This is a genomic window from Marinobacter litoralis, from assembly GCF_003336705.1.
Classification (GTDB): Bacteria; Pseudomonadota; Gammaproteobacteria; order Pseudomonadales; family Oleiphilaceae; genus Marinobacter; species Marinobacter litoralis.
Map to the genome: position 1 here is coordinate 64,374 of NZ_QMDL01000004.1, position 17,301 is coordinate 81,674.

Sequence of the window (17,301 nt, forward strand, 5' to 3'; positions counted from 1 at the left end):
TCATTGAGCAGCCTGCTCTTCCAGCTCCATCCAGCGCTCAATCACAGTCTCAAGCTCTGTTTCAGCCTCATTTAAGGCCTCCAGAGTATGGGCCACCTCTTCAGGTGCTCTAGAGTAGAATTCTGGAGCAGAGATCTCTTCCTGCAAAGCCGCCACACGAGTTTCAAGCTGCTCGATCTTGCCCGGCAACTGCTCGAGCTCAAGCTTGAGTTTATAGCTTAGCTTGACCGGTTTCGGCTTTAACGATGGTTTAGCAGCGCCTTCTTCAGGTTTAGCCGGTTCAGTTACAACCTTTTCTTTGCCACGCTTATCTTGCTTGTCGGGACGATTTCCTGTTGCTTCAGATGGGAAAACACCCCCCTGTCGCCGCCAATCCGTGTACCCGCCCACGTACTCACGTGCCACTCCGGTGCCATCCAGAAAGATCACATCAGTCACCACGTTATCGAGAAATTCGCGGTCATGACTGATGACAAGAACCGTTCCTTTGAACTCAGACACCTGCTCTTCGAGCAGCTCTAACGTCTCTACGTCCAAATCGTTGGTGGGCTCATCCAGAACCAGAATGTTTGCAGGCTTACTGAACAATTTGGCCAACAACAGCCTCGCCCTTTCACCCCCTGAAAACACGCTGACCGGGGAACGAGCTCGCTCCGGAGTAAACAGAAACTCCTGCAAATAGCCAAGAACGTGCTTACTCTGCCCATTTATTTCAATGAATTCACGCCCTTCGGAGAGGTTATCAAGGGCGTTTTTATCAAGATCCAACTCACCTCGGAGTTGATCAAAATACGCAACTTTCAGATTAGTGCCTAACCGGATGCTGCCAGAGCTGGGCTCCAACTCACCCAACAGCAACCGCACCAGCGTCGTCTTGCCGGTACCGTTTTCGCCAACCAGACCAATTTTGTCGCCTCGCAGAACTGTTAGATCCAAATCGCGAATGACCGGCGCCTGGCCGGGATAGGCAAAATCGGCATGTTTTGCTTCTGCGACCAACTTACCGGAGCGTGCGGCCTCTTCAACAGCGAAACTGGCGATGCCTCCACGCACCCTCCTCTGTCGATGCTCTTCCCGCATCGCTTTCAAGTGGCGCACTCGCCCCATATTTCGAGTTCTTCGGGCCTTGATGCCCTGCCGAATCCAAGCTTCTTCCTGCTTTAACCTCTTATCAAACAGAGCGTTCTGGCGCTCCTCTTCCTCGAGCGCCTTTTCCTTGAGCTCCAAATATTTATCATAGGTTGCCGAAAAACTGACAAGCTGCCCACGATCCAGCTCAACCACGCGAGTCGCCATACGGCGAATGAACGCCCGGTCGTGGCTCACGAACAACATCGCTCCACGGAACTGCGACAAGGCCTCCTCAAGCCAGGCAATCGCCGGCACATCCAAGTGGTTAGTCGGCTCATCCAAAAGCAACACATCCGGTTCAGCCACCAGCGCTTTTGCCAACAAAACGCGGCGCTGCCAACCACCCGAGAGCGTATTCAGAGCCCGATCAGGCTCTACACCATACTGCGCCAATATCGTGGTTACTTTTTGATCGAGGCGCCAACCATCAAGAGCCTCCAACCGCTCCTGAACCACCATCATTTTATTCAGACTGGCCTCGTCGGCTTGCTGAGACAATTGGTGGAACTGAGCCAGCAATTCGCCGGTTTCAGGGAAAGCTGATGCAACCACCTCATAGGCCGTGCGGGAATCTTCTGACGGCAGATTCTGAGGCAACACCGATAACACAGCCCCCTCTTCCAATCGCACCACTCCATTTTCCGGCGTGATATCACCTTTAACGATTTTGAGGAGTGTCGATTTTCCCTCGCCATTGCGGCCAAGCAAACACACCCGCTCGCCTGGCTCAATAATCAAAGATGCACCATCCAATAATGGGTGCATACCAAACGACAGGGATATTTTATCCAGGGTTAACAAAGGCACTGTATTCAACACTCCTGCTCGATAATAGAAACGGAATCCCCTACTACAACACTTCCGCGACCGTCGTGCACCGCGTTTTGACCAAATATCACGCCATCCGGGGTTTTGCGGTAACCCGAGAGAGTCTTAAGCGGCTCTGTACCCGGATCTTTCTGCCCTGTGTCCGGGTGGACGGTTGTCAGAACACACCGGGAGCAGGGTTTAACCACCCGAAAACAAAAACCACCGACCTTTAGCTCACGCCACTGATCTTCAGCCCAAGGCTGCGCTCCGGAGATTACAATATTGGGACGGAAACGGCGCATATCGACCGCTTCCGCAAGACGGCTGTTGAGCTCATCAAGTGACGCTGCATTAGCAATAAGAAAAGGGAAGCCATCGGCAAAACCGACTCGGCGCACATCCGCAACCCGCTCCGGATCCACTCTACGAAACGTTGAGTCTGGCATATACACCAGACGCAAAGGTTCACCACAGAAACGGCTTAGCGCCTCACTGACAGCAGATTGCGCGGCACTGGCAAGCACCTCATCGCGCCATACCGTTACTTGCTGCTGCTCGGCGGCGGGCGTCAACGGGAATTCTCCCTCGCCCGGAATTTGAATGCTCACCACCCCATCGACCAGAACAACCCCAATCAATGCCAAACGGGGCAATCGTCTTTGGGTGACGAACTTCCCGCCCACATCAACAATCATCCAACGACGATCACCGGAAGGGCCAAAATCATCGAGCTCCAGGCTCGACACCGGAACACCAGCAAGCGATTTTACCGGGTATATAAAGAGAGACTGTACGTTCATAAGGAACTCTTCCGGCAGGCGGCTACACTAATGAAACGCCAGAGTATAACCGAGGCGGACAGCTAACGCAGAAAGGGACCAAAAGACCGTGGACAAATAGCAAAAAACCCGACACAAAGGTCGGGTTTTTCTGAATTCTGGAGCGGGAAACGAGATTCGAACTCGCGACCCCAACCTTGGCAAGGTTGTGCTCTACCAACTGAGCTATTCCCGCTTTTCGGCTGTGAGGCATTGCCTCTCAACGGCTGCGTATTCTACTGATCCCGGCCCGGTCGTCAACCGTTTTCTATAACTTTTTTTCAAATTCTATAAATTGCTCAGATAACAACCTATTGACCATATCTGGAACCACTTTTTAGATAGATTTCCTCCTCTTCGGTAGAAACCCGCCCGAGCACCCTATTTCGATGCGGAAACCGCCCAAACTTTCGAACAACCTCCCGATGATCTTCCGCTGACTGCACAAAACTCTCCAGGAAATCGCCCAGCACGCCACTCTCCGTCGCTGCGAGTTGACGGTAGCACTGCACTGACAGCTCTTGGTCATGAAGCCGTTCCGAGTGCTGAAGCGGCATATAAACGAACGCGCGCATGACCGAAGGCAATGCCACATCAAAGCCCCTGTTCATCGCCGCTTTACACCGCTCACGGGCGAGCCGGTCATGCTCGAAGGCTAATGACGTGCCCCGGTATATGTTGCGAGTAAACTGGTCCAACAAAAGAATCTCAGCCAAAGCGCCGCCCGCCTGGGTACGCCAATTTTCCAACCCCTGCTCTGAAGCAAAAACCACCAACGACATAAAGCGCCGTCTTATCTCGCGATCAAACGCCCGATCAGACCGAAACCAGCGATTTCGATGAAATCTATCCGGAAGCCCCTGGTCATCTAATTCTCCAAACCAGAAATCCAAAAGCTCTTTCCAATCGAACATTACTCAACTCCCTGATACATTAAACCAATACCCGCAGACCAAACCGGAGATGTTATGTCCAGTACGCACCATATCATTTTGCTTGCCCACGGCAGCAGCGACAAACGCTGGTGCGAAACCTTCGAGAAGCTCGCAGAACCCACTCTCAACTCTATAGAGAACGCCACTATCGCCTATATGGAGCTTGCCGAGCCGTCGATGGAAACAATTGTTGCCCAAGCGCGAGCTAGCGGAGCCAGTCAGTTTACTGTAGTCCCTCTGTTTCTTGCCGCCGGCAGACATTTGCGCAAAGACGTACCTGCTATGATCAAAGAGATCGAGCAGGAGCACAACGTATCCATGCGACTGGCAGACCCAATCGGATACAACCCCCAGCTTGGACTGGCTATAAGGGATGTTGTGCAGGAAGAACTGGCTAAAACTGCCAATTAAACACACGGTTCATTTAAAAGAATCCGGGAGGCCGGCATGCCAAAGAAGATCCTTATCACTGGAGGCACTGGGTTCATCGGACGAGAGTTGTGCAAACAGCTACTAAAGGCTGGCCACACCCTGACCGTCTTAAGTCGACAAAAACCCGCAACCGTTAAATCTATTTGCGGCAAGGTTGAGCCGGTTTCTGATCTGAATTATTTGAAATCCCACCCGGGGTTTGATGCTGTATTCAACCTTGCAGGGGAAGGCATCGCAGACAAGCGCTGGACCGCCGAACGAAAAGCCACACTGTTAGACAGTCGAGTCGCGCTCACACTTGCGCTAATTGACGTAGTTAGATCCTGGGAAGAACTACCGCAAGTACTCATTTCAGGCTCAGCCGTCGGTTTCTACGGCGACCAAGGCAACCACCTTGTTACCGAAGACACTGCGCCTAACCCGGAGTTTACTCACAGACTCTGCGCAGAATGGGAAGACGCGGCGCGCACGCTGCAAGCTGATGCTGTGCGGGTATGCCTGTCACGCACCGGGCTAGTTGTCGGGAAAGGTGGCGGTTTTCTTGAACGAATGACGCTGCCGTTCAAGTTCGGACTCGGAGGAAAACTCGGTAGCGGTGAACAATATATGCCTTGGGTGCACCGAACCGACGTGGTAGCTGGCCTGATCTGGATGCTGGATAACCATTTAGCCCAAGGCGCCTACAATATGGTGAGCCCCAACCCGGTCACCAACGTCGAGTTTACGCGTGCATTTGCACACGTACTCAAACGCCCGGCTCTGCTCCCGGTGCCCGCACGTGCTTTAAGAATGCTATTGGGCGAAATGTCAGGACTACTTTTGACAGGTCAAAAGGCGATACCAGCTCGACTGCAATCCGAAGGCTTCAAGTTTAGCCACCCCGTTTTAGAGGAGGCATTAAACATCAGCATAAAAAAATAAAACTTTTTGAAAATAATCGTTGACACCTCGCCGGTCGATACTTAATATACGCGCCATCTCGACGAGGCAAGTCAAGAAACGTTGCGTCCCCTTCGTCTAGTGGCCTAGGACTCCGCCCTTTCACGGCGGCAACAGGGGTTCGAACCCCCTAGGGGACGCCAATTTTTTCTACGATACGCCTATCTGGCTTCGGCCACTTTTCCCTTTCGCTTTCCGTTCGTGCCGCTCCTGATCTTTGACCACAAAGATTCCAACACCAACGAAAAAGCTGATCATCAAAAGCACAGTTGCGATTCCCGCGAACACAACCACATCCATAAACATAAATACCCCCAGCACGACGGCTCTAGCTTCTTTAAATTGATTGAACTCAGGTTACGCGGTCCCGAAAATTTAGTATTGATCTGCATCAAGTCCTCTGCGTTGACAAGCTCAACAGCCAAACCTGAGAAGTGCGCCTCCTTTTTACTGTTGCGGAAACGCAAATCCTAAGCATTTAAAAAAAACTGCTGCTATAGTCAGTTTTTAACTGATCCGTTTACACATTCAATTTAGGGATTGCCAAGGACATGGCGACTCAGCTCGGAACCTCATGCGGTGACCAAACTAACAACATGCCCGATATCTCCAGTCGTCTAAGACGATTCCGACGCACTTCTCCCCTCTCGTTCCGGCTTCTCAGCTGGATACTTGTCTTCAGCTCGGCATTAACTCTTCTGGCATCAGGCGTGCAGATCTACTCAGATTACCGAAAAGATCTGAATGATATAGAAGACAGAATGGAAGTCATTGAATCCGGTTACGCATCAAGCCTCACCCGAAGCTTATGGGCATTGGACCAAAAGCTGCTGCAAACCCAGATGGAAGGTATATTAAGCCTGCCTGACATCTCTCATTTGCGCCTTCGCATCGAGCCCGATTCAGAATTGATCATGGGCAAGCTACCCGATGGCTCCAACACGCTTAGTCACAGTTTTGCCCTCGACCATCATGAGGGCGAGCTGTTCAAGCTTGGGCATCTGACCGTCACAGCAAGTCTCGACCGCGTGTACGAAGACCTGCAGACAAAGATTGGCGTTACGCTGATTACCCAGTTCCTGACCATCTTTGTGGTTTCTATTGTGATCCTATCCATCTTCCGGCATTTGGTTACCCGCCACCTGACCGCCATGGCGGAGTACACTCGTGATCTGTCGCTTGATGACCTTAGCCGTCCCTTACTACTGGACCGCCCCGAGCCGAAAAATCACTTTAAAGATGAGCTAGGCATGGTGACGGATGCCATCAACCAGATGCGAGAAAGGTTGAATGAAGATATAGCACGCCGGGAACACGATGCTGCCGAGATTCTGAAGTTCTCGAAAGCCATAGACCAAAGCCCGTCATCCGTTTTAATTTGCGACAAACACTGGCACATTGAGTACGCCAACCGGAAGTTCCTGCAACTTACCGGCCACCGCCCCGAAGACATTAAAAATCAGCATCCATCCAGTCTGATCAGCCAAAGTATGGGAGAGCGTGAAGCCGAGCAGCTTTGGCAGTCGGTACGCCTCCAGGTCCAGCGGGTCGGCGTATGGCAAGGCGAGGTGAACAGCTCGCGCTCTAATGGCGAACGCTACTGGGAACAACTGGTCATCACACCGATCAAAGGTGCGAATGATGAAACCACTGGCTTCCTGATACTTGGGGAAGACATCAGCATTCGCAAACGCTATGAGCAACAACTACTCAGGCAAGCTAACTACGATATCCTCACCGGCCTGCCGAACCGAATGCTCGCTCTCGACCGCTTGAAACTGGCCATTGCACAAGCGCGCAGAGACACCACACAAGTCGGCGTTATGTTTCTCGACCTCGACAACTTCAAACACATTAACGACACACTCGGTCATGATGCGGGCGACACCTTGTTAGTGGAAGCAGCACGCAGGGTATCGAGCTGCCTTCGGGGCACGAGCACCGTGGCAAGGCTCGGGGGCGATGAGTTTCTGGTGATACTTCCGGGGCTGACCGACGTGAACGATGCCCGGCAGGTTGCCCAGCGTATTTTGCTCACATTCTCATCCCCATTCCTGCTTCATGGCCAGGAAGTCTTCGTGACAACCAGTATCGGCATTGCCATATTTCCGGACGATGCCGACACCAGCGGATCGCTCCTCCAACATGCCGATGCCGCGATGTATGAAGCCAAACACCAGGGTAAAAGCTCCTACGCTCTCTTTACACCGGAAATGACCGAGGTTTCCCACGAACGCCTTCACATGGAATCCCACATGCGAAAGGCCTTAGAACTCAATGAGTTCCAATTGGTATTTCAACCGATTGTTGAGACCTCGTCAGGCAAACTGATGGCGACCGAAGCTCTGCTGCGATGGAACAACCCCTCGCTTGGTACTGTCATGCCGGACCGGTTTATTCCTCTGGCGGAAGAAACCGGCCTGATCATCCCCATCGGCGAATGGGTTATCCAAGAGGCCTGCAAGGCTGCCCAATGCTGGCAAGCCCTGACCGGATACGACATAGGGATTGCCGTTAACGTTTCACCCAGACAATTCAGAGATCCGGGATTCACCGACATTGTGCTAAAGGCGCTTGCTGACAGCCACCTCAAACCCGAATTGCTCGAACTGGAAATTACCGAACGGCTGATTCTGGACAATACGATCGAAACGGCCGACATTCTCAGGCAACTGGATGCCGCCGGCATTCGGCTGTCAGTTGACGATTTCGGAACGGGTTACTCAGCCTTGAGCTATCTCAAGACGTATCCCTTTGATACGCTTAAAATTGACAGGTCATTCATTCAAGACGTTCTTACGGATACCGACGACTCAGCGTTGGTCCGGGCCATCATTAACATGGCGCACAGCCTGGGCTTAACGGTCATCGCAGAAGGCGTCGAAGAAGAAGCGCAAACGCACTTCCTGAAGTCGGAGCATTGTGATTATTCCCAAGGCTACTTTTATAGCCGCCCCCTGCCAGAGCAGGAATTTATCCACTGGCTCGAAAATAATCACCGAGCCCATCCCTAAGCATCAAAACGGCATTACCCATGGAAGATTCGATACTGGTTGTAAACAGTGGCAGCTCCTCTGTGAAGCTGGCGCTTTTCGACAAACATCATCAAAAAAAAGCATCGGCGCTTGCCGAAAAACTGAACAAAAAAGATGCCATCGCCCGAATATCTGGCAGCCCTGAACCGATAGAACTTCCTGCGGGGGCTGATCACCAACAGGCGCTTCAGATTCTCATCGAAACCTTTACTCGAAAAGAACTGCTTCAAGGCCAGCCGCTGGCCATCGGCCACCGGGTAGTACACGGGGGCGAAACCTTTCGTGAAGCAGCACTGATCGACAGCAAGACAATAACCGCCATCGAAAAGGTTTCCGGCCTTGCTCCTCTTCACAACCCGGTGAATCTGGTTGGCATAGATGCCATGCAATCACTGTTTCCGTCGGTACCGCAGGTAGCGGTTTTTGACACAGCCTATCACCAATCGCTGCCTGAAAAGGCATACCGATACGCTTTGCCAAAACACTGCTACGAAGTCTGGGGGGTGCGCCGCTACGGCTTTCACGGCACCAGTCATCATTTTATGGCCCAGGAAGCGGCCCGATTGCTTGGCAAGGCCGTGGAGAATACATCCATTATTTCTGCCCACCTGGGTAATGGCTGTAGCATCACAGCTATACAAGACGGCAAAAGCGTAGACACCAGCATGGGTCTAACGCCGCTGGAAGGTCTGGTGATGGGCACACGCAGCGGTGACGTTGACCCGGGGTTATTTGACTATCTATCCGGCCGCGGCGTGAGCGCCAGCGAAGTCCACACCATGCTCAACAACGACAGCGGGCTAATGGGGCTGTCTGGTCATACCAACGACATGCGTACCCTGTGTGAGCTTGCCGAGAAGGGCGACAAACCCGCACGTTTGGCGATAGACGTATTCTGTTTCAGGTTGGCGCGCTATATCGGCGCCATGACCGCCTCGCTTACCCATTTGGATGCCGTGGTCTTTACCGGCGGGATCGGCGAAAACAGCGCTGAGGTTAGGCAGGAAACCATCAAGCATTTGAGTTTGCTCGGCCTGACAATTGACCCCGAACGAAACCAGCAGCATGGCAAACAAACCGACAACCGGGTGAGCCATGCCGATTCCCGCTTCCCGATTCTCACTATTCCAACCAATGAAGAATTGGTGATCGCCCGGGAAGCCAGCCGGCTGGCCAGACTCTAATCACTCACGAATTTAATTTGGATACGATATGGCAAAAAGTCTTTTTATTGCGCCTACTTCAATGAATTCAGGTTTAACCTCGGTATGTCTGGGGCTACTTAGAGCGTTGGAACAAGAAGGGGTTAGCGTTGGGTTCTACAAACCGTTCACTCAGTCGGTTCACCAAGGAGAGGCAATACACAATGACGGCAAAGACTCCTCTGTCGCATTTGTACGTGCACACGGTGACCAGCAAGTTCCGGACCCGATCCCCCTAAAAGAAGCGCAGCAGTTACTCAATCGCGGAAAAGCCGATCTACTGCTTGAAAACGTCGTCGGTGAGTACCAGAAAGTCGCCAAAGAAGTCGATGTGGTCATCATTGAAGGCCTTGTACCGGACAGCGGCGAAACCTACATTGCGCGGCTGAATGTTGAAGTAGCACGCAACCTGGGCTCCGAAGTTATTCTGGTAAGTGCTCCCAAAGACTGCTCAGCGAAAGAGCTGGACGAGGAACTCGATTTCTCGGCGCGGCTTTTCGCAGCACCGTCTGACCCGGAAGTGATTGCAGTTATACTCAACAAAGTGGGCGAACCACGTCAATCCCGCCCCGATCTGTCGCTCGAATCCCAAGATCAGACACCTCGGATTAACTTCCACGACTCGTGCAAAGTGTTCTCAACCGGGCGCTTCCATCTTCTGGGGCAAATTCCCTGGGACCCGCAACTCCTTGCGCCGCGCGTTTCAGATGTGGCGCGAGAGCTGGGCATAAAGGTGCTATACGAAGGCCAAATGCACCAACGTCGGGTACAAAAAGTATCTGTCTGCGCCCGTACCATACGCAACATGACAGACATACTAAGGCCCGGCACCCTTTTGGTGACCCCCGGGGATCGCGATGACATCATCGTGACAACCGCCGTTGCTGCCCTGAACGGCGTGCCTCTTGCGGGTTTGGTACTGACCGGTGGTTTGATGCCTGATGACAATATTATCGAGCTTTGCCGACGCGCACTCGATACAGGACTCCCGATTCTAGCCTCGAATAACAATACTTACGAGTCAGCTAACAGACTCGCCAGCCTCTCTCCCGCGGTACCGATTGATGATACCGAGCGTGTTGAGCAAACCATGGAGGCGGTAGCCAAAAACATCGATACGGCATGGCTGGAAGAGCATCTGAAAGTAACCCGGCAACGCCGCCTCTCTCCGCCGGCATTCCGTTACCAGCTTTCCGAACGCTCCCGTGCAGCGGATAAGCGCATCGTTCTTCCCGAAGGCAGCGAACCGAGAACCGTTCAAGCGGCGATTATCTGCCACGAAAGAGGCCTCGCTCGCTGCGCACTGATCGCCGCGCCGCAAGAAGTGCAATCCGTTGCCGATTCTCTGGGCGTGATCATCCCGGATGATATGGAAATTATTGATCCCCAATCGGTTCGTGAACGCTATATCGCCCCCATGGTGGAGCTTCGTAAACACAAAGGCCTGACGGCGGACCAAGCAGAAGCTCTCCTCGAAGACAACGTTGTACTGGGCACCATGATGGTTGCCATGGATGAGGCCGACGGCCTCGTCTCCGGTGCGATTCACACCACCGCGAACACCGTTCGCCCTGCTCTGCAATTGATCAAGACCCACGACAACGCCAAAGTCGTTTCGTCTGTCTTTTTCATGCTGCTACCGCAACAGGTGCTGGTATACGGTGACTGCGCGATTAACCCCGATCCAAACGCCGAGGAACTGGCAGACATCGCGATACAAAGTGCCGAGTCAGCAGAAGCGTTCGGGATCGAACCCGTTGTCGCCATGATCAGCTACAGCACAGGTGAATCCGGAACCGGGCAAGATGTCGAAAAAGTACGGGAAGCAACGCGCATTGCCCGTGAACGCCGACCGGATCTATTGATCGACGGTCCTTTGCAGTACGACGCTGCGGTTATCGAGAGCGTAGGCAGATCAAAGGCACCAGACAGCAAGGTGGCGGGCAAGGCAACCGTCTTCGTATTCCCCGACCTCAACACCGGCAATACAACGTACAAAGCGGTTCAGCGCAGCGCTAACGTAGTCAGTGTTGGCCCAATGCTGCAGGGCCTGAGAAAGCCGGTCAATGATTTGTCGCGAGGTGCATTGGTGGAAGATATTGTCTTCACCATCGCTCTGACAAGCGTCCAAGCGAAGCAGGTAGAAGATGCAGGAGCGGCCTAAGCCGCTCCCTAAACCGGCAGGTAGCCCGGCAGATCAGCGTTTTGTGCTTTTCTGCCGTACTTTTTTCACGATACGCCCTTTCTTCATATCGTTATCTTTCTTGACCCGCTGCCGCGGAGTAAGCCGGTCTACTTTATTCGCGAAGGGGTTTTCGCCACCGCGGAACTCGAAGCGAATGGGCGAGCCAACCACTTTTAACACCTTGCGGAACGTGTTTTCCAGGTAGCGCTTATACGCGCCAGGCAAAGACCCAACCTGGTTACCGTGCACGACGATCACTGGCGGATTAGATCCACCCTGGTGCGCGTATCGAAGTTTGATCCTCCGTCCGTGAACCATAGGAGGCTGGTGCTGGGCTATCGCGTCTTCGAGAATGGCGGTCAAGCGGTTCGTCGGCCACTTGGCCATTGAGGATTCGTAACTGGCCTGCACAGACTCATACATGGTGCCAACACCGGTACCGTGTAGGGCTGAGATATAGTACTTGTCGGCGTAATCGAGAAAATCCAGACGACGCGCCACTTGCTCTTTGACCTTGGCGCGATCTTCCGAATCCATGCCATCCCACTTGTTGATAGCAATGACCAACGAACGGCCCGCATCCAGCACGAAACCAATCAGGTGCAAATCCTGATCAACCAGCCCTTCCCGGGCATCAATGACCAAAATCACCACATGGGCATCATCAATCGCTTGCAAGGTTTTGATGATGGAAAACTTCTCGACCACTTCCTTTACATTCTTCCTACGACGCACACCCGCCGTATCAATCAAGGTATATTCGTGACCATGCCGTTCGTACGGAATGTATATGCTGTCACGGGTTGTGCCGGGCATGTCATAAACCACCACTCGCTCTTCCCCGAGCATGCGATTCACCAGCGTGGATTTACCCACGTTAGGACGCCCCACTACACCAATACGAATGCCCGGGTAGCGATCGGCCCGATCTTGCTCGTGCGGCTCTTCAGGCTCGGGAAGCAGATGCTCCAACAAGGAACGAACACCCCGGTTATGAGCGGCTGCGATCATGAAAACGGACTGAAAACCCAACTTGTAAAAATCAGCTGCCGCCACGTCGGGATCTTGGCCATCGGTTTTATTCACCACCAAATGGGCTTGCTTATCCGAGCGGCGAAGATGGTCTGCAATGACTTCATCGCCGGCGGTCAAACCAGCGCGGCCATCCACCAGAAACAATACGATGTCTGCCTCGTCAACGGCCTGAAGGGACTGCTGGGCCATTTCCGAGTCCAAACCGGCCTCTTGGCCTGTAAGTCCTCCAGTATCGATAACAATAAACTTTCGATCCTCGTAGAAACCTTCGCCGTACTTACGGTCACGGGTTAGTCCCGGAAAATCCGCAACCAACGCGTCCCGAGTCCGGGTCATTTGGTTAAACAAGGTGGACTTGCCTACGTTAGGGCGTCCTACAAGGGCAATTACTGGGGTCATAATGATCTGCTATACAAAGAAACAAAAACCCGGCCTGAGCCGGGTCATTTCAGCGGGGCTTCAGTCGTCTTGCTCAAGCTTAAGAACCGACATTTTGCCACCGTTACCATAAACCAAGAGGTTACCATTACTGAGAACCTGGACAGGTACGCGGATACCGTCACTGTCATATTTCGTCTGGCCGACCAAGCTACCATCGCTCATCTGCAAAACATGCAGATAGCCTTCATAGTCCCCGACAACCATGTACTCTCCGGTTACCGCCGGACGTGTGACCTGACGCCATGCCAAATCACTTTGTACCCAGAGCTCACGACGGTCATTGCCGCGCAATGCGACAACGTCACCGTTTGCCGCGGCAAGGAAGATATTCCCGTTACCAATCGCTGGAGAATAGTAACTGGATGCCGTGCGGCTCCAGATTTCCTGACCTGAGCGAATATCAATCAGCGCAAGTTTGCCCTGATAACCCACTACCATAATAGCGGAATCCAATACCAGGGGCTGCCCGCCAATATCAACCAGTCGCTCCAGTTCAGTACGCCCTTGTGCCTGGCCCACCTGATACTGCCACACCGGCTGGCCATTCTCGGCCGTCAGCGCAATTACCCGACCATTCGCGAACGAGGCAATTACAATATCAGCACCCACTAAGGGGGCCGCGGCTGTTCGCATAGTGAGCACCGGCACTTGCGCTTCATACTGCCACAGCTGTTCGCCCTTGTCGGAATCGAAGCTGATCACGCGTCCATCGGTGGTTTGAACAACGACCAAGGAACCGTTTGATTGCGGCGCTGCCAATACTTCTGTCGGCAAGTCAACACGCCAGTTTTCGCTGCCATCTTCACTGGACAGTGCAACCAGTTCTGCATCGCGGGTAACCAGATAAAGCTGCCGACCATCGGCACCAGGCCCAGCGAAAATTCGGTCGTTGAGCTCTTTCTCCCAAACCACTTTCCCGTCTTCCGCGGCTACCGTGACCACTTCGCCATCCGCAGAGGCAGCATAGATAACGTCACCCGCGTAAAGAGGCGCCAACTGCAGGAACTCTCCGTCATGTCCGTCGCCGACAGACATTTTCCAGACACGTTCAAATTCAACAGAGGCTTCTATCTCTGGTACCGGAGCTGGCTGCTCAAACGTATCCGTTGTACTGCAACCGGCCAGCAACAAGGCTAGAAACGCGCTTGCCGCTGCTAGAGAGAACGGTTTGTTACGCCCGAAAGGCATTAAGCGCCCTCCCCGACACCAAGGTCAGACAGTTTGAGTTCCAATAGATCGCCACCACGTGCTTGGCCTTGCTTTCTAGCCGCCAGATACGCTTCGCGGGCGGCTTCAGTGTCGCCTTTCGCAAGCAGGATGTCGCCTCTCAACTCGGAGAACACCGCAGCAAAAGTTTGCGCGTCTTTTACACCATCCAGCGTGGACAGAGCGGCATCGTGCTCACCCGCCGCGAACTGAGCTTGTGCCAGACGGTTGCGAATAACCAGCGACAACGCCTTATAGTCGGCAGCCTTGTCTAGCGCCCATTTCAGGGATTCAACAGCCGCTTCGGGGTTGTTTTCAACCATCATCTGCTGACGAGCCAACACCAGGTTCCCGTAGATAGCGTAAGCACTGCTACCATGCTCTTCGCGCAAAGACTCCGCCACGAATTCAACGGTATTGTTGCTGTCTTCATCACCGGTGGAGAAAGCCGTCAATAGCGTTGTAAACTGATTCGCGGCTTCTGCACGCTCTTGGGCCTGATGGTTTTGCCAAGCCTGCCATCCGAACACGATCGCCAAGGCTGCGCCAATACCGATGAGCAATGAGCTACCGTTCTTTTTCCACCAGTCCTTGATTGCCTGGACCTGTTCTTCCTCGGTGCGTAACTCAGCCATGAAAACTCCTGTTTAATTATTAGTTGTCGCCCGTTGTCCGGCCGATTCTTTTATACCAAAGGTGCCAGAACGTTCGCCAATTCTGACTGCGAGACTTCCTGTTGAGGCTGGTCATCCCTCAGGGGTTTCAGACCCACAGTGCCATTCGCCACTTCGTTTTCGCCAAGAATAACCGCATAACGAGCGCCGCTGCGATCGGCTTTTTTCATCTGGCTTTTGAAGCTGCCGCCTCCGCAGTGGCTAATCACCACTTTACCGGGCAAGGCATTTCTCAGCGTGTTGGCGATCGCCATGGCCGAAGCAACCGTTTGCTCACCCATCGCGGTTACATAAACATCGGCCTCGTTATTGACCTCATCCGGAACCAGATTAAGAGTTTCCAGAAGCAAAATCAGTCGCTCCAAACCCATCGCAAAGCCAACGGCCACCATCGGTTTACCGCCTAGCTGTTGAACCAGTCCGTCGTATCGGCCGCCCGCACAAATCGTCCCTTGCGCACCCAGACTTTCGGTAACCCATTCGAAAACTGTCTTGCCGTAGTAATCGAGACCGCGCACCAGCGCCGGGTTAACGGTATAGGCAACACCCGCGGAATCCAGCAAAGCTTTAAGCTGCTCAAAGTGCGTCACAGACTCTTCGTCAAGGTACTCGCTCAAAACTGGAGCATTCTCTAGCAGCTTTCGCGTGTTCGGATCTTTGCTATCCAAAATACGAAGCGGATTGGTGGTCAAGCGGCGTTTGCTGTCTTCGTCCAATTCGTCCCGATACTGTTCGAGATAGCTCACCAGAGCGTCGCGGTATACTTTGCGAGCTTCGCTGGTGCCAATGGAGTTGATTTCCAGACGGGCATGATCAGACAACCCGAATTCTTCCCACAGGCGCGCCGTTAGCATCAAAAGTTCCGCATCGATATCCGGACCGGCCATACCAAAGCACTCAACACCGATCTGGTGGAACTGGCGATAACGGCCTTTCTGCGGGCGTTCATGACGGAACATGGGGCCGGTGTACCAAAGGCGGCGGGTCTGATTGAACAGCAATCCATGCTCTTCGGCGGCGCGCACGCACCCTGCAGTACCTTCAGGCCGCAAGGTCAGGCTGTCACCGTTACGGTCCTCGAAGGTATACATTTCTTTTTCAACGATGTCGGTAACTTCGCCGATGGAGCGCTTAAAAAGATCGGTTTGCTCCACAATCGGCATGCGAATTTCCTGATAGCCGTATTGTGAAAGCACCTTTCGAACCGTTGATTCAACGTACTGCCAGACGGGTGTCTGGTCCGGAAGGATGTCATTCATCCCCCGGATTGCCTGAATTTTAGCCAATGTAAAACCCTGATTGCTTCTTAAATAAATGTTTGGAGATCAGTCTTCGGACTTTGCAATTAACAGCGAGTCCTGCTCTTCGCGACGAGCAACCTCTTCTCGAATCAACCGCTCCAAGTCATCCGTCAGCGTCTCATTGACCAACTTTTGGTTAGGCTTTCCGTGAAGATAAAACAGATTCTTCGGTGAACCACCGGTCAGGCCGATATCCGCCTCCCGAGCTTCGCCGGGGCCGTTAACAATGCAGCCGATAATCGCGACGTCCAGCGAGCGGTTAACATCTTCCAGCCGTGCTTCGAGGTCATTCATGGTCTGAATAACATCGAAGTTCTGCCTGGAGCAGCTCGGGCAGGCAATAAAGTTAATGCCGTGGCTACGCAAACGAAGACTTTTCAGAATATCAAAACCGACTTTGATTTCTTGCACAGGGTCGGCAGCCAGCGATACCCGGATGGTGTCGCCAATGCCGTCCATCAACAACATACCCAGACCGATCGAGGACTTCACGGTACCCGAGCGGAATCCGCCGGCTTCGGTGATGCCCAAATGCAAAGGCTGTTCAATTTGCTGGGCGATCAGGCGGTAGGCCGCTACCGTCATGAATACCTCTGACGCCTTCAAGCTGACCTTGAAGTTCTGGAAGTCATGACGATCAAGGATATCTATATGGCGCATGGCAGATTCAACCAGCGCCTCTGGCGTTGGCTCGCCGTATTTACGTTGCAAAGCTTTTTCAAGGGAACCCGCATTCACGCCGATGCGGATGGGAATATTGCGATCCTTTGCAGCGTTGATCACTGCGCTCACGCGGTCATCTCGACCAATGTTGCCCGGATTGATTCGCAGACAGTCAACGCCAAGTTCGGCAACCCGAAGCGCGATTTTATGATCAAAATGGATATCGGCAACCAACGGAACCGATACCTGCTTGCGGATCTGCCCGAATGCTTCTGCAGCCTCCATTGACGGCACAGAGACCCGGACAATATCAGCCCCTGCTTCCTGAATGGCGTTTATTTGACCTACCGTGGCGGCCACATCACAGGTATTGGTGTTGGTCATGCTCTGAACCGCGATGGGTGCGTCACCACCTACGGGCACATCACCAACCATGATCTGCCGGGATTTACGTCTTTTGATCGGGGAATCTTGTTTCATTGACAGGAACCAGC

General features: G+C 53.2%; 14 protein-coding genes and 2 tRNA genes. 6 read left to right on the forward strand and 10 right to left on the reverse strand.

What is annotated here, in order from left to right; genetic code table 11:
• The 4 genes from DOQ08_RS13785 to DOQ08_RS13800 form a co-directional block, all read right to left on the reverse strand.
• Entirely contained in the window at positions 1–1,938 is a 1,938-nt protein-coding gene (locus tag DOQ08_RS13785) for an ATP-binding cassette domain-containing protein (RefSeq protein WP_114335573.1), read from the reverse strand.
• 5 nt (positions 1,939–1,943) lie between these two features.
• Complete coding sequence (locus DOQ08_RS13790; RefSeq protein WP_114335574.1) at positions 1,944–2,741, reverse strand: MOSC domain-containing protein; 798 nt, start codon at positions 2,739–2,741, stop codon at positions 1,944–1,946.
• Positions 2,742–2,879: 138 nt separating this feature from the next.
• Positions 2,880–2,955: transfer RNA gene (locus tag DOQ08_RS13795), tRNA-Gly, on the reverse strand.
• Between the two features lie 115 nt (positions 2,956–3,070).
• Complete coding sequence (locus DOQ08_RS13800; protein WP_114335575.1) at positions 3,071–3,673, reverse strand: DUF924 family protein; 603 nt, start codon at positions 3,671–3,673, stop codon at positions 3,071–3,073.
• Between the two features lie 54 nt (positions 3,674–3,727).
• Here DOQ08_RS13800 and DOQ08_RS13805 point away from each other — a divergent pair, with 54 nt between their 5' ends.
• The 3 genes from DOQ08_RS13805 to DOQ08_RS13815 all read left to right on the forward strand — a co-directional run bounded on the left by DOQ08_RS13805 (position 3,728) and on the right by DOQ08_RS13815 (position 5,208).
• The gene (locus tag DOQ08_RS13805) at positions 3,728–4,105 is read left to right on the forward strand and encodes a sirohydrochlorin chelatase (RefSeq protein ID WP_114335576.1); all 378 of its coding nucleotides are present in this window, start codon (positions 3,728–3,730) and stop codon (positions 4,103–4,105) included.
• A 36-nt stretch (positions 4,106–4,141) separates the two neighbouring features.
• Positions 4,142–5,047, forward strand: a complete 906-nt coding sequence (locus tag DOQ08_RS13810) for a TIGR01777 family oxidoreductase (RefSeq protein WP_114335577.1) — start codon at positions 4,142–4,144, stop codon at positions 5,045–5,047.
• Positions 5,048–5,132: 85 nt separating this feature from the next.
• A tRNA-Glu gene (locus DOQ08_RS13815) sits at positions 5,133–5,208 on the forward strand.
• A gap of 7 nt (positions 5,209–5,215) precedes the next feature.
• On the opposite strand, the gene ccoM is transcribed toward DOQ08_RS13815, so the two are convergent.
• Positions 5,216–5,371 (reverse strand): cytochrome c oxidase subunit CcoM, encoded by a 156-nt coding sequence (ccoM, locus tag DOQ08_RS16195; RefSeq protein WP_319921912.1) that lies wholly within the window; start codon positions 5,369–5,371, stop codon positions 5,216–5,218.
• Between the two features lie 290 nt (positions 5,372–5,661).
• On the opposite strand from ccoM, the gene DOQ08_RS13820 reads away from it, so the two are divergent.
• From DOQ08_RS13820 to pta, 3 genes are read left to right on the forward strand one after another with little or no spacing between them, the layout of a single operon-like run.
• Entirely contained in the window at positions 5,662–8,079 is a 2,418-nt protein-coding gene (locus tag DOQ08_RS13820) for a bifunctional diguanylate cyclase/phosphodiesterase (RefSeq protein ID WP_114335756.1), read from the forward strand.
• A 20-nt stretch (positions 8,080–8,099) separates the two neighbouring features.
• Positions 8,100–9,284 (forward strand): acetate/propionate family kinase, encoded by a 1,185-nt coding sequence (locus DOQ08_RS13825; protein ID WP_114335578.1) that lies wholly within the window; start codon positions 8,100–8,102, stop codon positions 9,282–9,284.
• A gap of 28 nt (positions 9,285–9,312) precedes the next feature.
• A complete protein-coding gene (gene pta, locus DOQ08_RS13830; protein WP_114335579.1) occupies positions 9,313–11,466 on the forward strand; it encodes a phosphate acetyltransferase in 2,154 nt (717 codons plus the stop codon).
• Positions 11,467–11,499: 33 nt separating this feature from the next.
• Here pta and der read toward each other — a convergent pair whose 3' ends face one another.
• The 5 genes from der to ispG are packed head-to-tail and all read right to left on the reverse strand — an operon-like array spanning position 11,500 to position 17,287.
• A complete protein-coding gene (der, locus tag DOQ08_RS13835) occupies positions 11,500–12,921 on the reverse strand; it encodes a ribosome biogenesis GTPase Der (protein ID WP_114335580.1) in 1,422 nt (473 codons plus the stop codon).
• A 60-nt stretch (positions 12,922–12,981) separates the two neighbouring features.
• Positions 12,982–14,151, reverse strand: a complete 1,170-nt coding sequence (gene bamB, locus DOQ08_RS13840) for an outer membrane protein assembly factor BamB (RefSeq protein ID WP_114335581.1) — start codon at positions 14,149–14,151, stop codon at positions 12,982–12,984.
• A complete protein-coding gene (locus tag DOQ08_RS13845; RefSeq protein ID WP_114335582.1) occupies positions 14,151–14,804 on the reverse strand; it encodes a YfgM family protein in 654 nt (217 codons plus the stop codon). The genes bamB and DOQ08_RS13845 overlap by 1 nt, the downstream gene beginning before the upstream one ends.
• A gap of 50 nt (positions 14,805–14,854) precedes the next feature.
• The gene (gene hisS / locus DOQ08_RS13850; RefSeq protein WP_114335583.1) at positions 14,855–16,129 is read right to left on the reverse strand and encodes a histidine--tRNA ligase; all 1,275 of its coding nucleotides are present in this window, start codon (positions 16,127–16,129) and stop codon (positions 14,855–14,857) included.
• A gap of 39 nt (positions 16,130–16,168) precedes the next feature.
• Positions 16,169–17,287 carry a flavodoxin-dependent (E)-4-hydroxy-3-methylbut-2-enyl-diphosphate synthase gene (gene ispG, locus DOQ08_RS13855; protein ID WP_114335584.1) on the reverse strand — a complete coding sequence of 373 codons (1,119 nt, stop codon included), beginning with the start codon at positions 17,285–17,287 and terminating at the stop codon, positions 16,169–16,171.
• Between the last annotated feature and the right edge of the window lie 14 nt (positions 17,288–17,301).